The organism is Brevibacillus sp. M2.1A, from assembly GCF_013284355.2.
GTDB lineage: Bacteria > Bacillota > Bacilli > Brevibacillales > Brevibacillaceae > Brevibacillus.
In genome coordinates this window covers 648,335-670,956 of record NZ_JABSUY020000001.1, presented here as the reverse complement: position 1 = coordinate 670,956, position 22,622 = coordinate 648,335, and the positions used below count along the sequence as shown (strand labels likewise).

Sequence of the window (22,622 nt, the reverse complement as noted above, 5' to 3'; positions counted from 1 at the left end):
GCGCCCCTTACCATCGTATTCACCTGCCACGTCGAGATGACGAAAAGAAAAAGCCGACCGTATCGGCCAGCTTTGCTCCCTCTTTAACTTTTATTCACGATGATATTCGTTGTAAACATCTCGCTTGGATACGTTTCGATCATCGGCTGCTTGCTTGATGGCTTCCTTTTTCCCCATGCCTTGTGCGCAGTAATGATCCACGTGTTCCACAATACTCAGCGATTGCCACCAGGTATCATCGACTTCCGCTTCCAGCGGACCGGTGTTCCCTTCGACAATCACACAAAATTCACCACGCACCTCGCCGCTTCTAAGCCATTCCAACAGCTCATCCAACGTTCCACGCACAAATTCCTCGTAACGCTTTGTCAGCTCTCTTGCCAGGACAGCTCGTCGATTCCCCCACGCTTCCCGCATGGCAGCAAGCGTCTTTTCCACCCGATGAGGAGCTTCATAAAAAATCAGCGTTTCAGGATATCGTTTCAGTCGCTCCAGCTCTTCGCGTCTTTCTTTGTTTTCGCGTCCCATAAATCCGCAAAATACAAAGCGATCCGTAGGAAGACCGGAAGCAATCAAAGCTGTTAACGCCGCATTGGCGCCTGGAACGGGGATGACAGAAAATCCCGCTGCGGTCGCATCTCGTACCAGCTCCGCACCCGGGTCGGAAATAGCGGGCAAGCCAGCGTCGCTTACCAAAGCAATCTTCTTGCCCTCGGCAAGCCACTGCAGCAACCCATTCCCACTTGCTTCCTTATTATGCTCGTGATAGCTGACCGTACGTTTTTCAATTTGAAAATGGTTTAGCAGCTTTCTCGTCTGGCGCGTATCTTCACACGCGATGACATCGACTTCACGCAACGTATTTAGGCACCGCACCGTGATATCATCGAGATTGCCAATGGGTGTAGCCACCAAATAAAGGACTCCTGCTTCTTCTGACGCAAAACTGCGTTGCACATTCATTCGGAGGCCCCTCCAATCAATTCTTCTTTTTTCTTGCGCGTTAATCGTTTGATGCTCTCTTCACGCTTGAGACCCCAGGAACGGTCTGCTCCTTCTTCCCAATAGAGCAGCTCCACTGGCCCGCGGCCTCTCGTATACTTGGCACCCTTTCCTTCATTATGAGCAGCCAAGCGACGGATCAGCTCTGTCGTATATCCGGTGTAGAGTGTCCCATCCGCACAAGAGAGGATGTAAACATAATGACTCTTACTCGAGGGAATCTCGTCTGCCATAATAGATTTCCTGTAGTTCTTCACAGTATTGCTCTCCATTTTCATACACAATCAGCGGCGGCTGAATTCTCAGCTCCGGCTTTCCACCCCTTATTCCCTCGATCAGAACCATATTTGGCTCTGCTTCCCTGCGCGGATAAACCAGGCGCATCCGTTTCGGCTCGATGCCGTATTGGCGCATAAGCGAAATGATGTCGATCAAACGTGTGGATCGATGCACGAGCGCCAGCTTCCCGCCATTTTTTAGCAGTTGGCTCCCCACGCGAATGACATCTTCCAAGGACAGCATAATCTCATGACGGGCAATCGCAAAGTGCTCGCTGATGTTTTTCTCCCCACTGGTCGCAGGCATATACGGCGGATTGCATGTGATCAAATCGTACTTCCCATGCCCGAACAGCGACACCGCATCCTTCACATCGCCGTGATGCATCGTAATTCGTTCGTTCAAGCCATTCAATGTCACATTGCGGCTCGCCATACTGAACAAACGCTCTTGAATTTCGATTCCATCAAAACTGGCTTCTGGCGTACGCGTGGTCATAATGAGCGGTATAGCCCCATTGCCCGTGCACATATCCAATACTTTTCCGCGCTTCGGCACAGATGCGAATCGCGCCAAAAGAACAGCGTCCATCGAGAAACAAAACACTTCGTGGCTCTGGATTATTTTCATTTCATGTGTCAATAAATCATCGATGCGCTCTGTTTCATAAAGCGGCACGTTGGTGACAGGTTCCATCTGTGGCTCGTACTCCCTTTTGTTCTTGTCTTATTATTCCTATCCGGAAAAAAGCGACCTGACACGTGGCCCAGGTCGCTTTTTCATGTGGTGCTGGTTACTCACCGCTTATTTTTGAGGGCCGCCGCTCAGGAATGAGAGACAGAACAGGCAATCCCCTTCTTTTCGCAGGCTGCCGAAATGCACATTGCAGATATGAAATCCTTCCGCGTACAAACGGGCGAGGTTGTCATATCCTTCTCCGACCACTGCCTTTTTGGCTTTTTCCTTCGCGACAGGGCTTGTTCCCTTTTGTTTTGGTTGGGAGCCGGTCTTCTTCCTGTCTAGTCGGTTGCGAAGGTGCTGGTTTTCAACGAGTAATTGGGCGTTTTCCTCCATCAAAACAACGATGACGTCTTTCAGTTCACCAATTTCCTTATAAAGGTCGCCAATACGTTCTTCAATGCTCGCCATCTTGACGAAGATTTCCCGTTTGTCCACTAGCTCACCTCTCCCCTACCCCCACACTTTATTCAAAGGTGGGGAGACCTATCGCAATCTCATCCAATCCGAACTCGGTGACGCGTTTGTCGATTGAAAGCTCTACTTGGACAGATTGGTCAAGTACGTTTACGGAAACGACTCGTCCATTCCCCATCGGGGTGTTGACCATTTTGCCGATGTCCGGCATCTCATCCTTCGAGCTTTCATAGTTGTCGTTCTCGTATTTTAAACAGCACATCAGCCGGCCGCACAGACCAGAGATTTTGGCTGGATTCAACGAAAGATTTTGGTCCTTGGCCATTTTGATCGAGACAGGCTCGAAATCGCCGAGGAACGTCGAACAGCAAAGCAACCTGCCACAAGGCCCGATCCCGCCAAGCATTTTGGCTTCGTCACGCACACCGATCTGGCGAAGCTCAATCCGGGTGCGGAATACGGAGGCGAGGTCTTTTACCAGCTCACGGAAATCAACCCTGCCGTCAGCGGTAAAATAAAAAATAATCTTGTTGCGGTCGAACGTGTATTCCACATCGACCAGCTTCATATCGAGCTTGTGCTCTTTGATCTTCGTCTGACATACAGCAAAAGCATTCTTGGCGGCTTGCTTGTTTTCGTCCACCTGTTTTGCATCTCGCTCGTCTGCCATCCGAATGACTTTTTTCAGCGGCAATACGACATCAGACTCAGCCACTTCTTTTTTGCCAATGACGACCTTGCCAAATTCGACCCCTCGCGCCGTTTCAACGATGACGGTGCAGTCTTGCTCAATCGGCAGTCGGTCAGGGTCGAAGTAATATATTTTGCCCGCTTTCTTAAAGCGGACCCCAACAACCTCGTACAAGGGTTATCCCTCCTGGAATTGAAGAACCAACCGCTCAAGAGCCAACTGTGCGTTGGCATTTCGCTCTATCCGATTTTTCGTCTCCATGACCAAATCTATCCCACGCAAGAGCTCAGCTTTTGTCCATACCAGTGCTTGTCCTTGCAGCACATCCTGTTGGTCGCTGTTAATGAGATGGGCATGCCTGCCTACTTGCAAATACAGGATATCGCGCAGCCAAAGGATGAGCAAATCTAAAAAGAGGGGTAGTTCCTCTTTACTTTTGTCGCTCTTTTGCAACATATCATGGATCGTTAAGAGTGCAGATGAATTGCGCTGTTTGCACTCCTGCACCAATTGTATCACTAGATTTCTTAGCTGTGCAAACGATTCTGATTGGCTGAGTGTCATGGCTTCTTCCACATTTGTCGTAATGTGGGAAGCAACCTGCGCCATTCCCGCCAAAACGCCCTCTGCACGCAGCTTTTCCGCAATCGATTCTGCAGAAAGTGGTGAAAATTGAACGATTTGGCATCGCGATAAAATCGTAGGAAGAATCGCATGGCTGTGCTCTGTCAAAAGAAGTGCCAGTACACCAGCGGGCGGTTCCTCCAGAAACTTGAGCAGACTGTTGGCAGCCTGTGTCGTCATTTTATCGACGTGCTCGATGATATACACCTTGCGTGACGATTCGACGGCGCGCATCGCCATTTCTTTTTGCAGCGAACGGATCTGATCGATCTTAATCGAAGCCCCATCAGGCGTAATAAACAACACATCCGGGTGATTGCCACCCTCTATGCGCCTGCATGTAACACAGGCCCCGCAGGCGTCTGCCTCCCTTTCCGTACAAAAAAGGGACTTCGCCAGATGCAGGGCCATCTGCTTTTTACCTGAACCTTTGGGACCCGCCAGCAAGTAGGCGTGTGCCAATCGTTCGTTGCGCAAACTATGATACAGCAGTTCCTGTGCTCGTGGCTGCTGAGAAAAACGGGTCCATGTCATGATGGTTTCACACCCACTAAAAATACAAATTGATCAACATGCCGCGGATTTCGCCAATCCTGGCTAACAAATCAATCGTTGGTGCCTGCTCGCTCAAGAGCTCATCTGTCAGTTTGAGCAGCTCTGCATCCACCTCTTTGACGATTTTATACAGCCTGCTGCGGCCACGCCGATTCATTCCTCGTCTGTCATCTAAGGCTATGCCGAACTTCACAGCTTCTTCCATGAACTGCTTGACGAGATTTTTATAAGCATAGAAGTCACGAACGGCCCGGGAACGAGCAAGAATCTGTCCCTGCCTGTCTATGTCTGTCAGTAGCCGGGTAAGCTTCTCCTGAGACATGCGTTCGTCTTCTCCTTGAATCATCGTGCCAAAATTCAGCTTTTCCAGTTGAGGATTCTTGCGTGAATCCGTCGTTTTGATCAAGTCCAGTTTAGGCCGTAACCCATCACTGATTTTCATATCGCCACCTCCGTCGCCCGATCCAATACAAGGTTTGTCCCCGTGAGATCAAGTATATACGAAAGTTGCGAAAAAAGAGAGAAGGAACCACGTTAAAATGAGTGGAACTCTCCGACATCCAATACGAATACTGCCGCTCCACCCACCTGTACCTCCAACGGATATGGCATGAACGAGTCTACAGCATTGCTGAGTGGAGAGACGGGAGTGACCATTTGTTTGCGGGATTTGCAATTATGCGCAATGATGTCGATTACTTCCGGCACGCTTTCGTCAGACGTACCGATCAAAAAAGTTGTGTTACCGGCGCGTAAAAAGCTACCCGTACTAGCCAGCTTCGTAGCACGAAAACCTTTTTTCACCAGTTGCTGAGACAGACGACCACTATCTTTATCTTGGACGACCGCAACTACCATTTTCATCGGCTATCACCCTTTCTCCCATGATCAATTCCCAATTTGACTTCTTCATTGTATGAAAAACACGTAGGCTTGGTACGTTATTTTGCTTAAACATATTATACAGCATGTACATCATCCTGCGGTACAGGGAACCTTACAATCTGTCTAGCAGTGCCTGGAGGGCAGATTGATATACTTGTTCCATCGGCTGCTCGGCATCAATCACGACAAAGCGCTCTGGGTCGCGTTCCATGACCAGCTGATACCCTTCCCGAACAAGCTCATGGAAACGCATCCCTTCCAAATCAAGACGATTCACTTCACGTCCACGGGAGGCATTAATCCGGGCCAATCCGGTTTCGGGCTGTACATCAAAGAACAAGGTCAATTCCGGCATACAGTCACCAACAGCAAATCGGTTAATCTGGTAGACAGCATCAATGCCCAATCCCCGCGCATGTCCTTGATAGGCAAGGCTACTGTCAATAAAACGGTCGCACAGTACCAGCTTGCCCTCTGCCAAGGCTGGTAACACCTTTTCCGCCAAATGCTGGCCACGTGCTGCCGCATACAAGAGGGCCTCTGTTCTTTTATCCATCTGCGTGTGGGCCGGATTCAAAATAATTTCCCGAATTTTTTCGGCGATATCAATTCCACCGGGCTCACGAGTCAAAAGCACATCGACTCCCCGCGCTTTCAGCTCTTCGTACAGCTTGGCGATGACGGTGGATTTCCCAGCCCCTTCTCCGCCTTCTATCGTTATAAATCGGCCTTTTTTTCCTGTTGCCACTTCCATACTCCTTCCACCCCTGTTGTAGCAGGCCAGTTGCTTTGATTATCGTAAGACCTGTATCGTTTGTAGCTGGTCGTCCTGTACGCCATGGAATCGGGTTTGTCCTCTCGCCAATTCCTTTAGCATCGCCAGACTTTCTTCATCGATCCGCTCGCCTGGCACCAGCACCGGAATCCCTGGCGGATATGGAATTACCATCTCTGCCACAATGCGTCCAAGAGCCTGCTCCAAAAGAATCGACTCCCTCGGGCAGTCAACGGCTTCATGCATCGGCAATGCCTGCTCGCGCAAATAATGGGAAGACACGACTCCCGTCAAAAGAATGCGCTCCTCCCCCGGTTCTACTTGTGGCGCCATCGATTCAAGCAATCTCCACAAAGCTTCCAGGTCACGGGAGGTTGTCCCTGTCGAGGCTGCGAGGAGCACATGAGAGTCATCCGCCAGCTCCGAGAAAATCCCGTGCTTTTCCATCCATTTTTGCAACTCAAATCCACTAAATTGGGCCGTTCGCAAATGGAAAAACAGCTTCAGCGGGTCAAGCGTAGCGTATACGCTGTTCGTGGACAGCCGCGGCCAATCCAGCCAGTCCAGTCGATCAAGTCGCTCCCGAAACTTGTCCAAAAGCGGCAACAACCTGTTCCATTCCTCAGTCGCCTCCAACACCAGATGACGTCTGGCTACATCGAGTGAAGCCATCAGCACATAGGATGGGCTGGAAGATTGAAGCATGGCGAGATGGCGGAACAACCGCTCACGATCAATTCGCTCTCCCTGAATATGCAGCATCGAGGACATCGTCATTGCCGTTCCCATTTTGTGTGTCGATTGGACCGAAACATCCGCACCTTCCTGCATGGCAGAACGAGGAAAGGCAGAATGGAACCCGTAGTGGGCACCGTGGGCTTCGTCTATCAAAAGCGGTACGTCAAACCGGTGGACCGTAGCCGCCATTTTCGCCAAATCGATACCCATTCCATAGTAGGTAGGATTCGTCAAAAAAACTGCCTTGGCATCGGGGTGTGCAAGCAGCGCACGCTCTACATCTTCGCGCCTTACACCCGCAGCGACTCCTGTTGCCAGATCGACGGCAGGTACTAAAAAGATCGGGGTTGCTCTGGCCATCATAATGCCGTTGAATACAGACTTATGGCAATTGCGTTGTACGAGTATCTTGTCACCCGGTCTGCATACCGTCATGATGAGGGCGATATTTCCTACTGTACTTCCTCCGATCAAAAACTTGGTCTGTTCCGCATGGAAGGCTTGCGCCGCCAAATCCTGCGCTTCTGCAATGACACCCTGTGGCTGATGCAGGTCATCTGTCCCGCTAATCTCCGTTACGTCCAGCTCCAAGATGTCTTGAAAGCGATTTTTCGCATGGTTGTCAAAGCTGTGGCCCATTTTATGTCCTGGCACATGAAACGGATGCGGCCGATGCTTGGCGTGCCGTTCAAGCTGTTCATAAAGGGGCGCACGCTTTTGTCGCTCCCGAAATTCAGCATCTCTCTCCAACACGCGCGACTCACGTCCTTTATTTTTATTCCCCTATTTTAGCATGATTTGGACACGCATGAATCCAGCAAAAAAAAGACACCGGAATGCACCGATGCCTTCTTTCTTCACGCATCTTTTCGCAACCAAATGCGTCTCATCTGATGAATAAAAAACGGGTACTTTTCATCCTGTACATCGGTATTGACCATTTCCTGTTCGCACCGTTGACAGATAAACTGCTCACAAATGGCGATTCCGTCATTCTGCTCCTGTTCACAGACGATACATCGCTGAGCAACTTTTTCCATAGTGAAAACGCCTGCCCTTTTCCTCAATATACCAACCATTATACCCCATTATAATCAGCATCATTCCCAAATGTTCGTGTTTTCGCCGATAGCTCGGTAGGCTTGGAAGTAGGACCGGGCTTCCTGCACAGGGAAGCAAGCTGCAGCATCAATGGCATAGGAATGCCTCATTCTGTCAACTAGCTCTGATAACGGCAGCTCTGCAATGGTCGTTCCTGCGGCATTCCCGATCACGAGCAAATCCGCATCCTTTACAGCTTCCTGCCACGAATCGTATAGCGTCCAACCCGTCCTCCTTTTGTTCGGAATTGGCTTGTCCTCTCCCGTGTACACCGCAACGTCTTTTTCAGCCAACCATTCAGAAGGCATATGCTCCCATAGTGAATCCTCTCCCCAAAGTACGATCCGCTGTATATTGGCTTTTTGTAGAATGAGCCTGCATTCTTTTTCAAGCCATTGAACGATGAGGGAAGAGTCTTGGCGGGAGGGGTAGAGCCAGCCGTGACCGATTCGTTTGTCCATACCGAGCGCGCGACTGACTTGGAGCAGAGAAATTCCTTTCTCATCGCAGCTTGTACCAAGTTCGATGTAAAACTGCTCCTTCCACGCCAAATAGCGAGGGAATTGCCGAAGTGCTTCGTCCACCTCGCGCATCCCGCATACCATCGTCACCAGTGAGTAGCGAGCGAGTTGCTTACAGAGGAACCGCATCCATCTCCCAGTAGGTTCCCCTCCAAGCAAAGCACGCTCGTGGGTAAATAACGCCATGCGAATGACCTCGTACTCCCCGGTGTGCTCGTATTGGGTATGCAGGGTATTCGCCCAGTCGTATGGCACGTCGCTTCCGTAAACAAGTGCGAGCCATGGCCCCGTTCCCAGCTGTTGCATCCTTTCCTGCAAAAGCTTGCCATCACTCTCTTTTGTCAGCAGAAATCCATTGGCGCCTTCATCTTCTTGTACGGCATCTCCGCTGCAAACAATCATCTCTATTCCACACGCTCCTAGCTCATTTCCGAATCTGGCTACGACCTCCTCTGAAATGACCCATAGCTTCACGCTCTCTTCCCTCCTCCTCACGCCCTAACCAATCAGATCCCCTATCATTCCTTTTATCCTGCCCATAACAAAAAACCGTCAGTCTAATCAGGCTAGACAAACGGCTTATTTCATTCGTTGTATGAGCTTTCTCAAGATTTGCGACTGTGCGATAATGGAAACGCAGACTTTCAATCATCCAGACCGCTGTAAAAGGAAGTGACTTCTCATGAAGGAAACCGCCGCCCATACGATCTATAGCTACAAGCTGCTCTATCGTTTTCGCTGGCGATTCGTCGGCTACCTTTTTCAACTCTTGTTAATAGGCTTGTCCCTTATTTGGCACTCATTCATGCTACAAGTCCCCGCTTATACGCTGATTGTGACGTTAGCGATTCTACCCGTGATACCGATCTGTCATTTGGTCTTATTTCGACTGTATGCCCTTCTGCGCAGCCATAAGCCAAAGACAACTGCCGATATGCTCGTCTCTCCGTGGTGGGGGGCAGGCTATCCTCTTCCCATCCCGCTCTCTGTCTATCGGGGAAGTGAGCTGACGGTAATCGTGGGAAGTATGGCGATAGCAGCCGGGGCTTATGTGTGGCTTTCGGAAGGATACGGGCTCACCTTGATCACCGGAACGTTGATCGTCGCGCTGCCACGCCTTCTCGCCCTCCTTGCTTCCTTTCGCCAGCCAAGTCGTAGCCGTGTGAAATACGAGGATCGCGGCGTTGCTTTTTTGCTTACCGATGGATAACCGAATCGATACACCTTTACATAACCCATAGCTTGATGACAATCAACGCCGCCAATCCAGGCAAACGGAGAAGTCCGACGAGCAGAGCCGTCACCGGGTTGATCGGGATGTGAAAGTTAGCCAACTCTCCAACCAGATTGGTGAAAAACAGCAATAATGCGCCAATCACGACTTGCATGATCCCAAATCCAATCCACCTGATCGGGCCCGTGACAGATTTGCTGGCGGCTATCACCAGCAAAATTCCAACTACAATCAGTGCTATAACCCACCCTGTAGTCATCGGCTTTTCCTCCTATGCCTGTTGGCGATTCCTCTCGCGCTTTGCTTGCGCGAGCAAATACATATACCGCTTTTCGGTCACGTGCAAATAGTAAATGACATCATCCAAACCGCCATCCGGTTCACTGATCTCCACAAGATGGCGGGCATGCTGCCAGTCCATTCGCGCCTGATTGACTGCCACATCCAAGCTCGCTTCATTCCATTCCACCACGAACCTCGCTTTTTTTCTCCACCTACTCACCTGCAAGCTTCCCCCTCAATGAAAGTAGTAAAGTACTCCTGTCATGTTGTTCAACGCATGCAGCAAAACGGCTCCCCAGATTGATTGGTACCGATGTCGAACGAATCCGAGTATAAGTCCGATGACAAAAAGTGGAGCGAACAGAGCGATATCCATATGCAAGAGCCCAAACCAGAGACTGCTCAGCAAGATACCCAAAACGGGCCCGATTCTCTGAACCAGATAAGTCTGAATCACGCCTCGAAACAAAATCTCCTCCGCAATCGGAACCAATATGCCAATGACCAGAAGTGAGGTGAGCGCCGCCAAAATATCCGTTTCTTTCGCCTGCACGATCTCTTTTTCGATCTGCTGCTCTCTCTCTGAGGACAGAGACAGTCCAAACCAGTCCGCAATCGGGTTAGTCACCACCGTATCCAACACCAGTGCAATCAAAAGAAACAGAGCAGCTAGCATCAGCAGCATCCGGCCTAGTCGTACAGGTCGGCGAACGCCGATTTCCCCCAGTCGCCCACGAAACCAAAACGGAATCAAAATCAACAGGAACAGTTGAAAAATAGCTGATTCCAATATCCCTCCGATCGTACCAGTGGAAAAGAAGGTACCTTCCAGCAAAAACCCATACAACAGTAGTACGCCTGTTTGAAAAACATGCAGCCAAGCTACAATATGCAGTACATCATTCCCTGTAAACTCGTCATATTGCCATAGCCATGACGTCGGCTGCCGTCTTTCCCTTAGCAGACTCACAATGAAACCAACGGTCGCAATGAAGCTAAATACCGTCACTGCAAATGCAAGTAATCCTAGCCATACCTCCGGTTGCCCGACGGTGGTAGCGATCCACTTTCCGTCTGCCCCCTTGTGAAAACGAATCATGGATAACTCCGCAGCAAACATGAGCCAATACCCAATAAACAGCATGATCGCCCATGGAGTGGACTTCTGTCGCCGTATCCCACTCGCAAGCGACAGTCCTGGTCCTGTCAGCATCTCCTCACGCTCCTATTTCACTGTATGTCTCGTCCATTCAAAAAAGTCCGGCATTTCTATCAAGATCGCAAAGCTTTGATCTGATCTTCTGCTACTTGCTTGAGATATTCATTTCGCGTCCGCAAAAACCGCGTCATATACGCCTTCAGGAACAACCAATCCGCGAGCTTTCCCAAAATACCCAGCGGAGATGTGTAATCAAAAATATCAATCATCCTCGTCTGATTGTCCGTTATTGGAATAAACTCATGCGTATGATGAAAACGTTTGAATGCGCCGGAAACCATCTCATCCACAAAATAGCGCGGTTCCTCCATCTCTGTGATTTTCACCGTCAAATTCTGCTTGATACCGAAGTGAACGGCTTCCCAGGTAACCGTCTCCCCCTGGTATATCAGTCCGCTCGTTACTCCTCCGATCGCTCTCTCCTTCGTGCTGGCGGTCGATTCCATATGCAAATCTATGCTTCTGGCAGCATCGAAGCAGACCTGTCGCGGAGCATCTATCAAAAACTCCATACGAATAACTGGCATCCTGCATCCTCCTCTTGAAACGAAAAAAAGACAGGCAGCCCCCGTCTTCTTCTCTCTATATCGTACTCTAGGATGGTATTTTTAAAAATTCCTTTACAGGTCGCGTCTGCCTTCCAATGCTTTGGTCAGCGTCACTTCATCGGCGTACTCCAAATCTCCACCGACTGGCAAGCCATGGGCGATACGCGTCACGCGAATGCCAAAAGGTTTAATCAGCCGGGAAATGTACATCGCTGTCGCTTCCCCTTCGATATTTGGATTGGTCGCCAAAATGACTTCCTTCACCTGCTCATCACCGAGGCGCTTCAACAGGTCAGGAATGCGAATATCTTCCGGACCGATCCCATCCATAGGAGAAATTGCCCCGTGCAAAACGTGATAATACCCTTCAAACTCTCTCGTCTTCTCCATCGCTACCACGTCACGCGGCTCTTGCACCACACAGATGACTGAACCGTCACGGCGTTTGTCTCGACAAATATGACATGGATCGAGATCGGTAATATTGTTGCAGACCGAGCAATAATGAAGCTGACGCTTGGCATTGACCAATGCTTTTGCCAGATCAAGCACGTCGTCCTCTTTCATATTGAGCACAAAAAAGGCAAGCCGCCCAGCCGTTTTGGGACCGATGCCGGGCAATTTCATAAAACCATCAATGAGCTTTGAGACCGGTTCTGGATAAAACATCGCCTACTCCTCTTTTCCTGCCCAATTTTTAGAACAGGCCTGGGATGTTCATGCCTCCGGTAAACTTGCCCATTTCCTTGCCTACCATTTCATCGGCTTTGCGCAGTGCATCGTTCACAGCAGTGAGCACTAGATCTTGCAGCATTTCTACATCCTCAGGGTCTACTACTTCCGGCTTGATCACGATGTCTTTGATTTGTTTATGTCCATCGATTTTCACAGTGATAGCACCGCCACCAGCAGAGCCTTCCACGATTCTCTCTTTCAAGCCTTCTTGCGCTTTTTGCATTTCTTCCTGCATTTTTTTCACTTGCTTCATCATTTGTTGCATTTGCTGCATGTTTTTCATTGAGGTATCCTCCCTAAATGGTTATGGTTGTATGATTTAGTCTTTGACTTCAACAAGATCTTCTCCGACGAGCTTGATGGCTTCCGCCAAAAATGGGTCCTCTTCCGGCTCATCAGAAGCGTCCTTTTGACCAACCTGCTGGTCTACACTTTGCCACTCTTCCTCCATGACAGACAAGAGCTGCAAGGGCCTGCCCAGCACCGTAGACATAACGCGCTCGATCACGCTCCGAAGCTCTGCCTCCATCGTCTTATCGCAATGGATGGCACTGTTGAAGGTTACGACAACAGCTTCATTGCCGGCAGCTACCGGTTGACCATTGACTAGCCAAGCCTGGTACTGAATCTTGATCTTTTTCAGTTCGGTCAAAATTTGACTCCACTGCCCGCGCACCTGTCTCGTCAAATTCTCATCCATGGCCTTCGCGACTTCCCTGACTCTATTCATCGGGGTTCGCGAACCACCAGAAGCCGCAGCTATGCGCCTTGGCTCGTTCTTGCGCGTTTCTTCGGCCTTTTGCTGGCCGGGAATGCTCACCTGACCTTGCATCACTTGAACCAAACGCTCTTCCAAAACGCGGATACGATTGGACATCGCGGTCAGTTCCTCGCTGTTAACGGGTGAGGCTCCCATAGATTCCGTCGCATTCGCATTAGGCTGGCACATTTTGACAAGCGTCAGTTCAACCAGCACCCTTGCATAGGTCGACCATTTTAATTGCGACAAAGCCTGATTGCAGGTCTCAATCGCTGCATAAAGCACCGGAAACGAGTACAGCTTTGCAACCTCTGCAAACTGATCATCAATCATGGTCCGCTCGACAATCTCTTCCAACTGCGGCGCTGTCTTCAATAACAGCATATCGCGGTAATAATAGAGGAAATCGTGCAGGAACTGCTCCGGGTCTTTCCCTTGCACCATGACTTTATCAAATTGCTCCATGACCTGCGCAATATCATTTTCGGCAATATGTCGCGCAAGCACAGAAAAGTAAGATTGGGCAACTGTGCCCGTAATCTGCATAATATCACTAGCACGAACCTCGTCCTTGCTATAGCTAATCGCTTGGTCCAACAAGCTAAGAGCGTCACGGGCTCCACCTTCAGCCATCTTCGCTACGAGCTGCAGAGCCTGCTCCTCCACCTGCACCCCTTGTGATTGGCAAATCCTTTGCAAAAGATCGACCATCACTCTCAGAGGAATTCGGTGAAAATCAAAGCGCTGGCAACGAGAGATAATTGTAGCTGGCAGCTTGTGTGGCTCTGTCGTCGCCAAAATAAAAATGACGTGGGACGGCGGCTCTTCGAGGGTTTTTAACAAAGCGTTAAATGCCTCTGTCGTCAGCATATGCACTTCATCGATGATGTACACTTTATACCTGACGTCACTCGGGGCAAATTTCACTTTGTCGCGAATGTCGCGGATCTCTTCAACACCACGGTTGGATGCCGCGTCGATTTCCAGCACATCCGTTACAGAACCGTTGGATATGGCTCTACACGTATCGCATTGATTGCATGGCTCACCATCTATGGGCTGCTCGCAGTTCACTGCTTTCGCCATAATTTTGGCTGCACTTGTTTTTCCCGTACCTCGGGGACCGTTGAATAAATAGGCATGGGACAGCCTATTTTCGCGTAAAGCATTACGCAAGGTTGTCGTAACATGCTCTTGTCCGACTACGTCTTGAAAAGTCTGCGGTCGGTATACGCGGTATAGCGCGGTATAAGCCATGTTCGTGTGACACTCCCCATCTGCACAGTCCTCTTCTATATCCTATTCAGTATACACGATTGCCACCGTTCGTACAAAGTGAACGGGCAAGTCTCACTTAAAAAACGCCCCGTTCACAATTGTGCGGGACGCATTCTACTCCTAATACGGCAGCATGATATGGAAGGTCGTCCCAAACCCTTTGGAGGAGACACGGATTTGACCGCCAATATCGTGAATGATTTTTTGGCAGACAGACAATCCGAGCCCAGTCCCTTCCTCTTTTGTCGTAAAGAACGGATCAAAAATTTTATCAATAATGTAAAGCGGGATGCCCGGACCTGAATCGTGAATATCGATACTGACTTTGTCGCCATCCTGATCGAAATGATGGGAAATCCGAAGCGATCCTTGCTCTCCCATTGCTTCTATTCCGTTTTTGCAGATATTAATAAACACTTGCTTCAATAGCTCGTTATCCCCGACGACCATTGGAAGCTTACCGCAAGAGGCAAACTGAACATCAATTCCATACAGATTCGCCTGTGACACGACGATCGGCAAAATTTCCTCAAAAACGGTATTTAAATCGACCATGGAATATTGAATATTACGTGGCTTGCTCAATAGTAGGAATTCACTGACTAAAGAATTGATGCGATTGATTTCGGTGAGCATGATTTCGGTGTACGTTTTCTCCCGCTCCATGCCGCTGTCAGCGAATGACTTGAGGAACATTTGCAGAAATCCTTTGATCGAGGTGAGTGGATTACGAATCTCATGTGCTGTACCAGCAGCAATTTGCCCGATCATCGCCAAGCGTTCATTCCGCTCGAGCTTTTGGGCGAAGGATCGCAGGTTTGTTATGTCTTTGAAAAGAATAAACGCCCCCACTGTTTTCCCTGACTCGTCTTGGAGTGTATTGGCGTCGACAATCAGCTCATAGCGTTGGTTGTCATTGGTCCAGGAAGTCGCGACATTTTGCAGCTTTACGCCTTCCAGCAGTTCTTTTTTAATGAACCGATGCGGTTCGGGAATGCCGCTAAATACTTGATCGACGTGCTTATTGATGACGTCCAGTCTCTCCATACCCAACAGCTTGCACGCAGTTTGACTGGCTTCGATAATGATCGATTTCTCGTCGAGGATAAACAAGCCCATGCTTGTATCATAGGTCAGTTTGGTCAGCAGTCGCTGCGACAAAAGCTGATCGCTTTCTTTTAGGAGTTGGGGAAAATGAATCATGTACAGAAGTTCTTCTGCTTGCTGTGCCATGATCATGACAGGTGTGCTCCTGCATCTTCCCTGTTTATCACACCATTCCAGTTCAACCTCGCCTTTGGTTCCCACTTCTTCTTCCTTTCGCAAATATTCCTCATACATGAGCTCTATGGAGCCTCGATGGGGAAGAAGAGAGCTGATAGGCTGATTGACAAGTTGATCGCGTGAATATCCGGTTACACGAAGCAGTTGTTCGTTGACCTCCACGATACTACCCGCTTGATTCACCAATAAAACGGCAGTAGGCAGTTGATGCATGAACCGCTGCAATCGACCGGACGAGCCAACGAGATGTAACGAAGAAAGTGCACCCATAGCTTGTCCCTCCTGGCCTATGACGTATTTTGAAAGGAAAGAAAGAAATCCTTTCCGCCTATTATGAAAATTCGTGAAAATACCCGTAAAACCTTCATTCTATCTACCCGAAAAGCATGGAAATGTTTCGCTAGTTATCGTCAAATTCCAACAAAAAATAATTGGATCGTAAAATAAACATAAATAAAAATAGCATGCTTCCCTTCGGAAACATGCTACCTATCATTCGTGATAAGTACCGTGCACCTATCTTCGATAATCCTTATCCGAGCGTTACTTATGGTAGCAGCTCAGAGCAGGCTACCCTGCGGCACACGCGATGATCCACTTATGGCTGCTTCCTTCCGGACCTGACCAGATTCATGGGTTCGCGTTGCACAGGACCCGCTCCTCAACACCGCCGCCATAAGGCAGCCTCACATAAGAAAACCTAGGATAGGAATTCAACCCTGCTATTGCGGATTGCAGGTTACAGGGCACCGCAACCTCCCCGTCTAGCACGGTAGAACTAGAATACCAAAGTTAGTAGCCGATAGCAAGGAGTAAACCTATCCAGTGCTAGGAAATCTCTCTATCCTTACTAACTCTTCCCTTGCAATCCGCCGATTGTGTTATCTGAATAGCTCCATCCTCAAAAGCCTTCTTAAAAATCGAAACAATAGATGGGTCGAACTGTGTTTCTTGGCATCGCAGAATTTCTTCGTATGCGTCATTTGCTGATATGGCTTTGCGATAGGAACGTGTAGATGTCATCGCATCAAACGTATCTGCAACGGCAAGAATACGCCCGATCAGCGGGATTTCTTCTCCTTTGAGCTGATCCGGGTAACCTTTTCCATCCCATCGCTCATGATGATGCCTTACTCCTGAACTGATATGAGACAGGTTTTCTATCTGCTCCACAATTTTTCCACTGATGATGGAATGAGTTTTCATGCATTCATACTCGTCAGGCGATAGCTTTCCTGTTTTTAAAAGGACGTGATCAGGAATGGCTACTTTACCGATATCATGCATTAATCCAGCATAACGTAAATCATCTCGTGAAACGGCAAGCTGCTCCTGTTGCTGTAAATAATCGTAAATGATAAGGGCATAGTGTGTAACTCGTTCTGAATGTCCTGCTGTATAAGGGTCCTTCATCTCTACGGCTAAGTAAAAGCTGCGAACGATTTGATCCAGGCTCTGTTGCGAATACTCCCGCTCCCGGGTAATTAACGAATGCATTTGTTCTGCCATCGTGTTGAACTTATTCTCCAGTAGCGTTATTTCTTTCATCCCCTGTATCGGGACGCGTATGGAAAAATCACCTTTCAACAAGGAGTCAGTAGCGGATACCAAGCTATAGATCGGCTCACCAATCCATTTTGATAAACGATGAGCCACATAACAGGCAAATAAAACAACGATAAAAATGGTGAAAAAAAAGATGAGGTTCAATCGTTGTAATCGTTCATTAATCCCCTCTCTCGGCAACCACTCAAAATAAGCAGCACCGCTTTTTTCAGATACTTGACGGTATACGTAAATGTCTTTTCCTTCGATGAGCAAAGAAAAGAGTCCTTTTTCATTGGATTGTTCCCACTGATTGCGTACCATTTCATAATGAGGAAGCCCCGAAACATGATTTCCAATCATAGCTTTATCGGTGTGAACCATAATGGTTCGGGAGGGGGAAAGGACCATCATGCCATACTCTTTTGGAACGACGTAGGTACGGATCCAGTCAGTCAGTTTATCCAGATCGATTTCCACCAATAAAAGTCCCGTAGCTTCTGGATTCGAACTCTCCAGGCGCTTCTCGAGAAAAAATGATCTTGGATACTTTTCTTGCTCCCTTTTGGTAAGAAAATCTACCCTGCTTTCTCCGGTTCCCCATTGCTCTCGTTCCATAAATTGATTATCCGCACTCCAGCTCTTATCTTCGTGTAAGGAGAAAACTCTTCCATCCTCACCGAGAAAAACAATATTGCCTACCACGTTTTGATTGCGGGAGAAACGCTCAAATAGATTTTGGACGGCTTGTTCCTGCGATGGCCATTCACGCCGGATACCATTTTTATTTCCTTCGACAAAAGATGGTCCATCTGTTACACGCACAGTCAGCCTAATCGCCAATTCATCGGTATCCTTTTGGATAGACTGAAAAAGAGACAGAAGTCGTTCATCGACGAGCCCTATATTCGCATCCATATTCGTCTTGTACAGCTCAAATACTGCCTCTTTGGCTTGATCATAAAAAAGGAAGCAAATAAAAATAGTAGGCCCCAGAATCAATAGTAAAAATGTGGAAAACAATCGATCCCTCCACTTTAGGTACACAAGCCTCCCCCTTTTTCTAAGCTGTTCACCAAACCTATAGCTACACCATTTGTAGTTGGTACGATTATATAGTGTCACTTCACTATTTCCCGCTGGGATCAATCGTAAACCTTTGTTCGAACCAAAAATGGAATCTTTTTCATCCATAGACAAACGGACGCTGTCGTAATATTCTAGCTAAGAATTATTATCGTATGTGAGGAGATGCATCAGATGAGATACATCCTCCTGGTTTTTCTCGGAGCATGTAGTTACGGCATACTATCAACCATCGTAAAGCTTGCCTACAAGCAAGGCTATTCCCCCGCAGAAGTAATTGGTGGGCAAATGTTTTTGGGCTTTGTGCTGACCTGGATACCCGCGCTTTTCTTCCTGCGGACCAAGCCTCCCCTTCGCCAGTTGCTACTATTGGTCGTCGTAGGTCTGACAGTCGGTTCGACGGGAATTATGTACTACAATGCCCTGCAATATATCCCAGCCTCGATCGCCATTGTCCTTTTGTTTCAGTTCACATGGATGGGCGTACTGGTTGAAGCTGTGATGACTCACAGGATGCCTGGAAAGGAGACGATTTTTTCCCTCCTCTTGCTGTTGACAGGAACCCTTCTTGCAGGGGGAATTTTTGAGAGTGGTGGATTGGCCCAATTTCATATCATGGGTGTCATATTCGGTCTTCTCTCTGCCGTCTCTTTTACGTTGTTTATTTTGTTCAGCGGGAAAACCGCCATTGCTGTTAATCCGTGGATTCGTAGTTCCAGCATGGCGACTGGCTCTGTTTTGTTGGCCAGCCTGATTTACCCACCCGTTTTTCTATTCAACGGAGCATTGTTGGACGGGTTGTTTCCATACGTATTTTTGCTCGCCTTCTTCGGTATTTTCATCCCGACGGTTTTTTTCAATTATGGTATGCCGCACATCGGACCGGGGATGGGAGCTATATTAGGAGCAGCTGAGCTACCTATGGCTGTGCTCTCCTCTTATATCATTCTGAATGAATCTGTCTCTATACTCCAAGTGAGCGGTGTCGTGATCATTTTACTCGGAATCATCTTCCCGGAATGGCTCCGCCAGCGAAACATTCGAAGAAACAAGGTTACCTCATAATTGTTGTCCAAAGCCCATCCATTGTGCCTCTGCCGCACATATGGACGGGCTTTTTATGATAAAAAGCAAAAAACCTCTGCTCCACGCAGAGGGTTGTTAACTTCAATCATTATTCCATTCGGGTTACTCTTTTCGATCACGCTCGATCATCAGAGGCTGTGGCGCAGTTGCCATGCTTTTTTGTTTTCTCCAAACAGTAAATCCATAATAAGCAGCAGCAATGAGAACCAGTACGCCTAAGACAGAAAAAATGACGGTTCGATTATTCAATAAGGCCACATAGGAAGTAAGCATCTCCACTTTGTTTCCCATAAAATGACCGAGCAAAAACAAGATCAATGTCCATACAAAGCCGGTTGTGTACGAAAACAGGGCGTACCGTGGAAACGTCATTTTCCCGATCCCGACCAAGTAAGGAACCACATGCCTGACGACAGGAAAGAAATAGCTGATACAGAGAGCGTAGCTTCCGTAACGATCGAGCAGCGACTGCGCTTGATCTACGTACTTGTTCATTCCTTTTTTGCGACTAATCCAGTTCAATGCAGGTGCACCTAGCCATCTCCCGAGCACATACCCCAATGACAACCCAGACACAACCCCCAAATAGGTCGCAATAAATGCAGGAAAAACATGCAGAATCCCCATCGAGGTCAGCACTCCCGCAGACAGCACGATTACCTCGTCTGGAATCGGCATACCAACAATCCCTAGCCATAACATAAAGAAAAGAGCAAAATAGCCAAACTGACCCACAGACTCGGACAGCATATCGACAATCATTTAAAAATCCTCCTAGCCGACACCCTTGCCATCATCCTTCCGGCAAATGTAGACAAAGGCAGGTGGCAGATTCAATGGAACCATTTTCACCGATACTTGCTCAAATACAGAGGAAAGCTGCTTTTTCATTTGCAGCGAATATTGAAAGGCGACAAATACTCCGCCTGGTTTTAGCGCATGATATACCTGATCCATGATTTGATCGCGCAGCTCTTGTGGGAAGTTGGCAAACGGCAATCCCGACAAAATACAGTCGGCTTTACCTAACCCCGCTTCCGTAAGAACCCGATTCAAATCTACCGCATCTTCGTGGAATCGTACATCGGGAAATAGTGGTTCCAACCTTTTGCGCATCTTGGTCTCCTTTTCAAAGGATACCAGTACGGCTTCCGGTTTTTTCTTTTGCTCGATCCACTTCGTAAAAATCCCCGTTCCCGCTCCTAATTCCACAATTGTATGTGCTTGCTCCCAGTCGATGGGTGCAACCATTTGTTTACAAAGCGCACGGGAGCTAGGAGTAATACTCCCTACTTGGCCAGGTGACCGCAAAAAATTATAGAAGAACATCATCCGATCCTTCATGCTGGATGGATGATGGCAATCGATCATCATGTCTATATACTCCCTTCTCAGTTCTTACTTATCCAATTATCATATCCAAAAAACATTACGAATTATCTACCAAAAACGAAAGATTTTCTTACTACTATAACAGTAAACGAATGGAAATAAAAATTCCTCCGTCTATAGTCGGAGTATATAATCACGCTCATGATGGTTTTTTGAGTGATTTCTATACGTTACAATGACAGTAGATCAAGTTTTACATCTAATCAAGGAGGACTTATTTATGGATTATAGAGGTGTAAAAGTCATCACGCACGCTAGCACATTTTTTGCACCGATCCTTGTGCCCATTCTTGTCTGGCTACTCGTACAAAATCGTGACGCCAAAAATATGGCTCTGCAAGCTTTGTTGTTCCACATCATTATGACGGTGCTTATCGCTATTTCCTGGTTCTTCGCCTTCTTGTTGATTGGGATTCCGTTCCTGATTGTGTTTGGACTGATGGCGATCTACTACCCGGTTAAAGGTATCATTTATTCCTTAAATGGACGCCCGTTTTCCTACCCATTCGTCGGTGGGATTGGCCGATAATCTCGATACACAACAAAGACCAGCTATCCTTTTGTAGGAAGCTGGTCTTTGTATTCAGGTAGAGCCTAATTCCAATTGAGATTAGGAGCCTACTGTGAAGCGCTCATTTTGATGCTTCGGATTTTCGATTTCATCGAGCATCGCCACTGCGTAGTCAGCATAGCTCACATAGCTCTGTCCGCTAGCGTTCACTAACAGATAGTCTTTTCCGAGTCTGTACGCGCCTGTTCTCTCCCCTGCTGGGTCAAAAAAGGCAGATGGACTGATATACGTCCATTGAATGCCGTTTGACTCTTCCAATACACGCAAGTACTCACCATGCTTTTGTGCAGTTGCCAAGTAAGCCTTAGGGAAATCAGGAGTTTCTACAAGGCGCAGTGTTTTGGCTTCATCAACAAACAAACTGCCTGCACCACCTACAACGAGCAAACGTGTAGAAGGAGCACCCTTCAACGCTTCAATCAGTGCCTTCCCTGACTCGACGTGCAGATGCTCTTGACCTGCTGGTGCGCCAAAAGCGTTCACGACTACGTCAAAGCCGTTCAAATCTGCGGCTGTCAGGTCAAACACATCTTTCTGAATCACAGCTACATCTTTTTGCTCGATTTTGGATGCATCACGCACAATCGCTGTCACTTGATGACCACGATCCAACGCCTCTTTCATAATCACCTTACCTGCTTTACCGCTTGCTGCTACAATTGCAATTTTCATGATAATATTCCCTCCGTTTTGTATGTTGTTGATGTAACTAAATTAGTTACAACACTCTCAAAAAGAATAGGCGTTTGTCGCATCGCCCTGTTGTAATCATTTTAGTTACAACAAAAAGAAATGTCAACCCTGTTTTTTCATCGCAGTAAAAAAGCACCCGGGTATTCAAACCTACACCAGGTGCTAGCTGTTACTTCTTTTTCGTCGGACCATTCCAGGTAATGAACCCGCCTTGCAGATGGGCCATCTGCGGAATGCCGTGTTTCTTTAAAATTTTTGCTGCCTGCTTGCTACGCATCCCGCTCCTGCAGTACAGCAATATATCGTTTTTGCTGGAAATTTCTTTTGCACGTTGGTTGAGCTGAGACAAAGGGATGTTCACCGCTGATGGAATGTGACCCGCTTTGTATTCGTGCGGCTCACGTACGTCGATGAGGAGTACCCTGCTTTTTTGGTTGACCCGTTCCTTGAACTGATCTGACTTGAGATTTTCCAATCCCTTCACAGGAACGAAGCGAGAGATGATATACCAAATAATGACCGCATAGGCGATCAGCAAAAGAATCGTAGTGAAACTCATAGGAAGCTCCTCTCCAAAATCGGT

The 22,622-nt window shown here is 48.0% G+C and carries 28 protein-coding genes and 1 other RNA gene; 3 read left to right on the top strand and 26 right to left on the bottom strand.

The features are described from left to right. Positions 1-90 precede the first annotated feature (90 nt). The 12 genes from rsmI to HP567_RS03125 all read right to left on the bottom strand — a co-directional run bounded on the left by rsmI (position 91) and on the right by HP567_RS03125 (position 8,800). On the bottom strand, positions 91-963 hold the full coding sequence (gene rsmI / locus HP567_RS03180) for a 16S rRNA (cytidine(1402)-2'-O)-methyltransferase (protein ID WP_173612106.1): 873 nt from the start codon (positions 961-963) through the stop codon (positions 91-93). Next, positions 960-1,235 (bottom strand): GIY-YIG nuclease family protein, encoded by a 276-nt coding sequence (locus HP567_RS03175; RefSeq protein ID WP_007719905.1) that lies wholly within the window; start codon positions 1,233-1,235, stop codon positions 960-962. The genes rsmI and HP567_RS03175 overlap by 4 nt, the downstream gene beginning before the upstream one ends. Beyond that, positions 1,210-1,977 (bottom strand): tRNA1(Val) (adenine(37)-N6)-methyltransferase, encoded by a 768-nt coding sequence (locus HP567_RS03170; protein ID WP_173612107.1) that lies wholly within the window; start codon positions 1,975-1,977, stop codon positions 1,210-1,212. The genes HP567_RS03175 and HP567_RS03170 overlap by 26 nt, the downstream gene beginning before the upstream one ends. A 108-nt stretch (positions 1,978-2,085) precedes the next feature. Next, positions 2,086-2,457 (bottom strand): DNA replication initiation control protein YabA, encoded by a 372-nt coding sequence (gene yabA / locus HP567_RS03165; protein ID WP_173605680.1) that lies wholly within the window; start codon positions 2,455-2,457, stop codon positions 2,086-2,088. A gap of 28 nt (positions 2,458-2,485) precedes the next feature. Beyond that, the gene (locus HP567_RS03160; RefSeq protein WP_173612108.1) at positions 2,486-3,301 is read right to left on the bottom strand and encodes a PSP1 domain-containing protein; all 816 of its coding nucleotides are present in this window, start codon (positions 3,299-3,301) and stop codon (positions 2,486-2,488) included. A gap of 3 nt (positions 3,302-3,304) precedes the next feature. Further along, the gene (holB, locus tag HP567_RS03155) at positions 3,305-4,285 is read right to left on the bottom strand and encodes a DNA polymerase III subunit delta' (protein WP_056495967.1); all 981 of its coding nucleotides are present in this window, start codon (positions 4,283-4,285) and stop codon (positions 3,305-3,307) included. Positions 4,286-4,301: 16 nt separating this feature from the next. Further along, complete coding sequence (locus tag HP567_RS03150) at positions 4,302-4,748, bottom strand: YaaR family protein (protein WP_007719898.1); 447 nt, start codon at positions 4,746-4,748, stop codon at positions 4,302-4,304. Between the two features lie 92 nt (positions 4,749-4,840). Continuing rightward, positions 4,841-5,170 (bottom strand): cyclic-di-AMP receptor, encoded by a 330-nt coding sequence (locus HP567_RS03145; RefSeq protein WP_007719896.1) that lies wholly within the window; start codon positions 5,168-5,170, stop codon positions 4,841-4,843. A gap of 133 nt (positions 5,171-5,303) precedes the next feature. Continuing rightward, positions 5,304-5,945: a dTMP kinase gene (gene tmk / locus HP567_RS03140; protein ID WP_173612109.1), complete on the bottom strand. Its 642-nt coding sequence runs from the start codon at positions 5,943-5,945 to the stop codon at positions 5,304-5,306. Between the two features lie 39 nt (positions 5,946-5,984). Further along, entirely contained in the window at positions 5,985-7,457 is a 1,473-nt protein-coding gene (locus HP567_RS03135; protein WP_173612110.1) for an aminotransferase class I/II-fold pyridoxal phosphate-dependent enzyme, read from the bottom strand. 104 nt (positions 7,458-7,561) lie between these two features. Next, on the bottom strand, positions 7,562-7,744 hold the full coding sequence (locus tag HP567_RS03130) for a sigma factor G inhibitor Gin (protein ID WP_007719893.1): 183 nt from the start codon (positions 7,742-7,744) through the stop codon (positions 7,562-7,564). A 60-nt stretch (positions 7,745-7,804) separates the two neighbouring features. Further along, positions 7,805-8,800, bottom strand: a complete 996-nt coding sequence (locus HP567_RS03125; protein ID WP_173612111.1) for a hypothetical protein — start codon at positions 8,798-8,800, stop codon at positions 7,805-7,807. 208 nt (positions 8,801-9,008) lie between these two features. Between HP567_RS03125 and HP567_RS03120 the strand changes: the two genes are divergently transcribed. After that, on the top strand, positions 9,009-9,536 hold the full coding sequence (locus HP567_RS03120) for a hypothetical protein (protein ID WP_173612112.1): 528 nt from the start codon (positions 9,009-9,011) through the stop codon (positions 9,534-9,536). Positions 9,537-9,552: 16 nt separating this feature from the next. On the opposite strand, the gene HP567_RS03115 is transcribed toward HP567_RS03120, so the two are convergent. The 10 genes from HP567_RS03115 to HP567_RS03070 form a co-directional block, all read right to left on the bottom strand. Then, positions 9,553-9,819, bottom strand: coding sequence for a pro-sigmaK processing inhibitor BofA family protein (locus tag HP567_RS03115; protein WP_007719887.1), 267 nt, complete (start codon positions 9,817-9,819; stop codon positions 9,553-9,555). Between the two features lie 12 nt (positions 9,820-9,831). Next, a complete protein-coding gene (locus HP567_RS03110) occupies positions 9,832-10,062 on the bottom strand; it encodes a DUF2508 family protein (protein WP_012683849.1) in 231 nt (76 codons plus the stop codon). 15 nt (positions 10,063-10,077) lie between these two features. Next, complete coding sequence (locus HP567_RS03105; RefSeq protein WP_173612113.1) at positions 10,078-11,055, bottom strand: CPBP family intramembrane glutamic endopeptidase; 978 nt, start codon at positions 11,053-11,055, stop codon at positions 10,078-10,080. A 59-nt stretch (positions 11,056-11,114) separates the two neighbouring features. Then, positions 11,115-11,588: an SRPBCC family protein gene (locus HP567_RS03100; RefSeq protein ID WP_173612114.1), complete on the bottom strand. Its 474-nt coding sequence runs from the start codon at positions 11,586-11,588 to the stop codon at positions 11,115-11,117. Between the two features lie 93 nt (positions 11,589-11,681). Continuing rightward, positions 11,682-12,278, bottom strand: coding sequence for a recombination mediator RecR (recR, locus tag HP567_RS03095; RefSeq protein ID WP_017246916.1), 597 nt, complete (start codon positions 12,276-12,278; stop codon positions 11,682-11,684). 28 nt (positions 12,279-12,306) lie between these two features. Continuing rightward, on the bottom strand, positions 12,307-12,618 hold the full coding sequence (locus HP567_RS03090; RefSeq protein ID WP_026134079.1) for a YbaB/EbfC family nucleoid-associated protein: 312 nt from the start codon (positions 12,616-12,618) through the stop codon (positions 12,307-12,309). 45 nt (positions 12,619-12,663) lie between these two features. Continuing rightward, entirely contained in the window at positions 12,664-14,361 is a 1,698-nt protein-coding gene (gene dnaX / locus HP567_RS03085; RefSeq protein WP_173612115.1) for a DNA polymerase III subunit gamma/tau, read from the bottom strand. 141 nt (positions 14,362-14,502) lie between these two features. Beyond that, on the bottom strand, positions 14,503-15,936 hold the full coding sequence (locus tag HP567_RS03080) for a PAS domain-containing sensor histidine kinase (protein WP_173612116.1): 1,434 nt from the start codon (positions 15,934-15,936) through the stop codon (positions 14,503-14,505). Between the two features lie 238 nt (positions 15,937-16,174). Beyond that, an RNA gene (gene ffs, locus HP567_RS03075) (signal recognition particle sRNA large type) lies at positions 16,175-16,439 on the bottom strand. 55 nt (positions 16,440-16,494) lie between these two features. Beyond that, the gene (locus tag HP567_RS03070) at positions 16,495-18,258 is read right to left on the bottom strand and encodes an HD-GYP domain-containing protein (RefSeq protein ID WP_173612117.1); all 1,764 of its coding nucleotides are present in this window, start codon (positions 18,256-18,258) and stop codon (positions 16,495-16,497) included. A 213-nt stretch (positions 18,259-18,471) separates the two neighbouring features. On the opposite strand from HP567_RS03070, the gene HP567_RS03065 reads away from it, so the two are divergent. Continuing rightward, positions 18,472-19,362, top strand: a complete 891-nt coding sequence (locus HP567_RS03065; protein WP_173612118.1) for an EamA family transporter — start codon at positions 18,472-18,474, stop codon at positions 19,360-19,362. Positions 19,363-19,485: 123 nt separating this feature from the next. On the opposite strand, the gene HP567_RS03060 is transcribed toward HP567_RS03065, so the two are convergent. Both HP567_RS03060 and HP567_RS03055 read right to left on the bottom strand, forming a co-directional pair. After that, the gene (locus HP567_RS03060; protein WP_173612119.1) at positions 19,486-20,145 is read right to left on the bottom strand and encodes a DedA family protein; all 660 of its coding nucleotides are present in this window, start codon (positions 20,143-20,145) and stop codon (positions 19,486-19,488) included. Between the two features lie 12 nt (positions 20,146-20,157). Further along, positions 20,158-20,757, bottom strand: a complete 600-nt coding sequence (locus HP567_RS03055; RefSeq protein WP_173612120.1) for a class I SAM-dependent methyltransferase — start codon at positions 20,755-20,757, stop codon at positions 20,158-20,160. Positions 20,758-20,995: 238 nt separating this feature from the next. Here HP567_RS03055 and HP567_RS03050 point away from each other — a divergent pair, with 238 nt between their 5' ends. Then, positions 20,996-21,304: a DUF4870 domain-containing protein gene (locus tag HP567_RS03050; RefSeq protein WP_173612121.1), complete on the top strand. Its 309-nt coding sequence runs from the start codon at positions 20,996-20,998 to the stop codon at positions 21,302-21,304. A gap of 81 nt (positions 21,305-21,385) precedes the next feature. Here the strand turns inward: HP567_RS03050 and HP567_RS03045 are convergent, their stop codons facing one another. Both HP567_RS03045 and HP567_RS03040 read right to left on the bottom strand, forming a co-directional pair. Next, the gene (locus HP567_RS03045; RefSeq protein WP_173612122.1) at positions 21,386-22,018 is read right to left on the bottom strand and encodes an NAD(P)-dependent oxidoreductase; all 633 of its coding nucleotides are present in this window, start codon (positions 22,016-22,018) and stop codon (positions 21,386-21,388) included. A gap of 190 nt (positions 22,019-22,208) precedes the next feature. Further along, complete coding sequence (locus HP567_RS03040; RefSeq protein ID WP_173612123.1) at positions 22,209-22,598, bottom strand: rhodanese-like domain-containing protein; 390 nt, start codon at positions 22,596-22,598, stop codon at positions 22,209-22,211. Between the last annotated feature and the right edge of the window lie 24 nt (positions 22,599-22,622).

Excerpts from the sequence above, each read along its gene's own strand:
- HP567_RS03055 (WP_173612120.1), bottom strand. The coding sequence starts at position 20,757 with ATGATGATCGATTGCCATCATCCATCCAGCATGAAGGATCGGATGATG.
- HP567_RS03060 (WP_173612119.1), bottom strand. The coding sequence starts at position 20,145 with ATGATTGTCGATATGCTGTCCGAGTCTGTGGGTCAGTTTGGCTATTTT.
- tmk (WP_173612109.1), bottom strand. The coding sequence starts at position 5,945 with ATGGAAGTGGCAACAGGAAAAAAAGGCCGATTTATAACGATAGAAGGC.
- holB (WP_056495967.1), bottom strand. The coding sequence starts at position 4,285 with ATGACATGGACCCGTTTTTCTCAGCAGCCACGAGCACAGGAACTGCTG.
- HP567_RS03150 (WP_007719898.1), bottom strand. The coding sequence starts at position 4,748 with ATGAAAATCAGTGATGGGTTACGGCCTAAACTGGACTTGATCAAAACG.
- HP567_RS03080 (WP_173612116.1), bottom strand. The coding sequence starts at position 15,936 with ATGGGTGCACTTTCTTCGTTACATCTCGTTGGCTCGTCCGGTCGATTG.
- HP567_RS03115 (WP_007719887.1), bottom strand. The coding sequence starts at position 9,819 with ATGACTACAGGGTGGGTTATAGCACTGATTGTAGTTGGAATTTTGCTG.
- HP567_RS03170 (WP_173612107.1), bottom strand. The coding sequence starts at position 1,977 with ATGGAACCTGTCACCAACGTGCCGCTTTATGAAACAGAGCGCATCGAT.
- HP567_RS03090 (WP_026134079.1), bottom strand. The coding sequence starts at position 12,618 with ATGCAGCAAATGCAACAAATGATGAAGCAAGTGAAAAAAATGCAGGAA.
- HP567_RS03050 (WP_173612121.1), top strand. The coding sequence starts at position 20,996 with ATGGATTATAGAGGTGTAAAAGTCATCACGCACGCTAGCACATTTTTT.
- HP567_RS03065 (WP_173612118.1), top strand. The coding sequence starts at position 18,472 with ATGAGATACATCCTCCTGGTTTTTCTCGGAGCATGTAGTTACGGCATA.
- dnaX (WP_173612115.1), bottom strand. The coding sequence starts at position 14,361 with ATGGCTTATACCGCGCTATACCGCGTATACCGACCGCAGACTTTTCAA.
- rsmI (WP_173612106.1), bottom strand. The coding sequence starts at position 963 with ATGAATGTGCAACGCAGTTTTGCGTCAGAAGAAGCAGGAGTCCTTTAT.
- HP567_RS03130 (WP_007719893.1), bottom strand. The coding sequence starts at position 7,744 with ATGGAAAAAGTTGCTCAGCGATGTATCGTCTGTGAACAGGAGCAGAAT.
- recR (WP_017246916.1), bottom strand. The coding sequence starts at position 12,278 with ATGTTTTATCCAGAACCGGTCTCAAAGCTCATTGATGGTTTTATGAAA.
- HP567_RS03120 (WP_173612112.1), top strand. The coding sequence starts at position 9,009 with ATGAAGGAAACCGCCGCCCATACGATCTATAGCTACAAGCTGCTCTAT.
- HP567_RS03040 (WP_173612123.1), bottom strand. The coding sequence starts at position 22,598 with ATGAGTTTCACTACGATTCTTTTGCTGATCGCCTATGCGGTCATTATT.
- HP567_RS03145 (WP_007719896.1), bottom strand. The coding sequence starts at position 5,170 with ATGAAAATGGTAGTTGCGGTCGTCCAAGATAAAGATAGTGGTCGTCTG.
- HP567_RS03045 (WP_173612122.1), bottom strand. The coding sequence starts at position 22,018 with ATGAAAATTGCAATTGTAGCAGCAAGCGGTAAAGCAGGTAAGGTGATT.
- HP567_RS03100 (WP_173612114.1), bottom strand. The coding sequence starts at position 11,588 with ATGCCAGTTATTCGTATGGAGTTTTTGATAGATGCTCCGCGACAGGTC.
- HP567_RS03175 (WP_007719905.1), bottom strand. The coding sequence starts at position 1,235 with ATGGCAGACGAGATTCCCTCGAGTAAGAGTCATTATGTTTACATCCTC.
- HP567_RS03105 (WP_173612113.1), bottom strand. The coding sequence starts at position 11,055 with ATGCTGACAGGACCAGGACTGTCGCTTGCGAGTGGGATACGGCGACAG.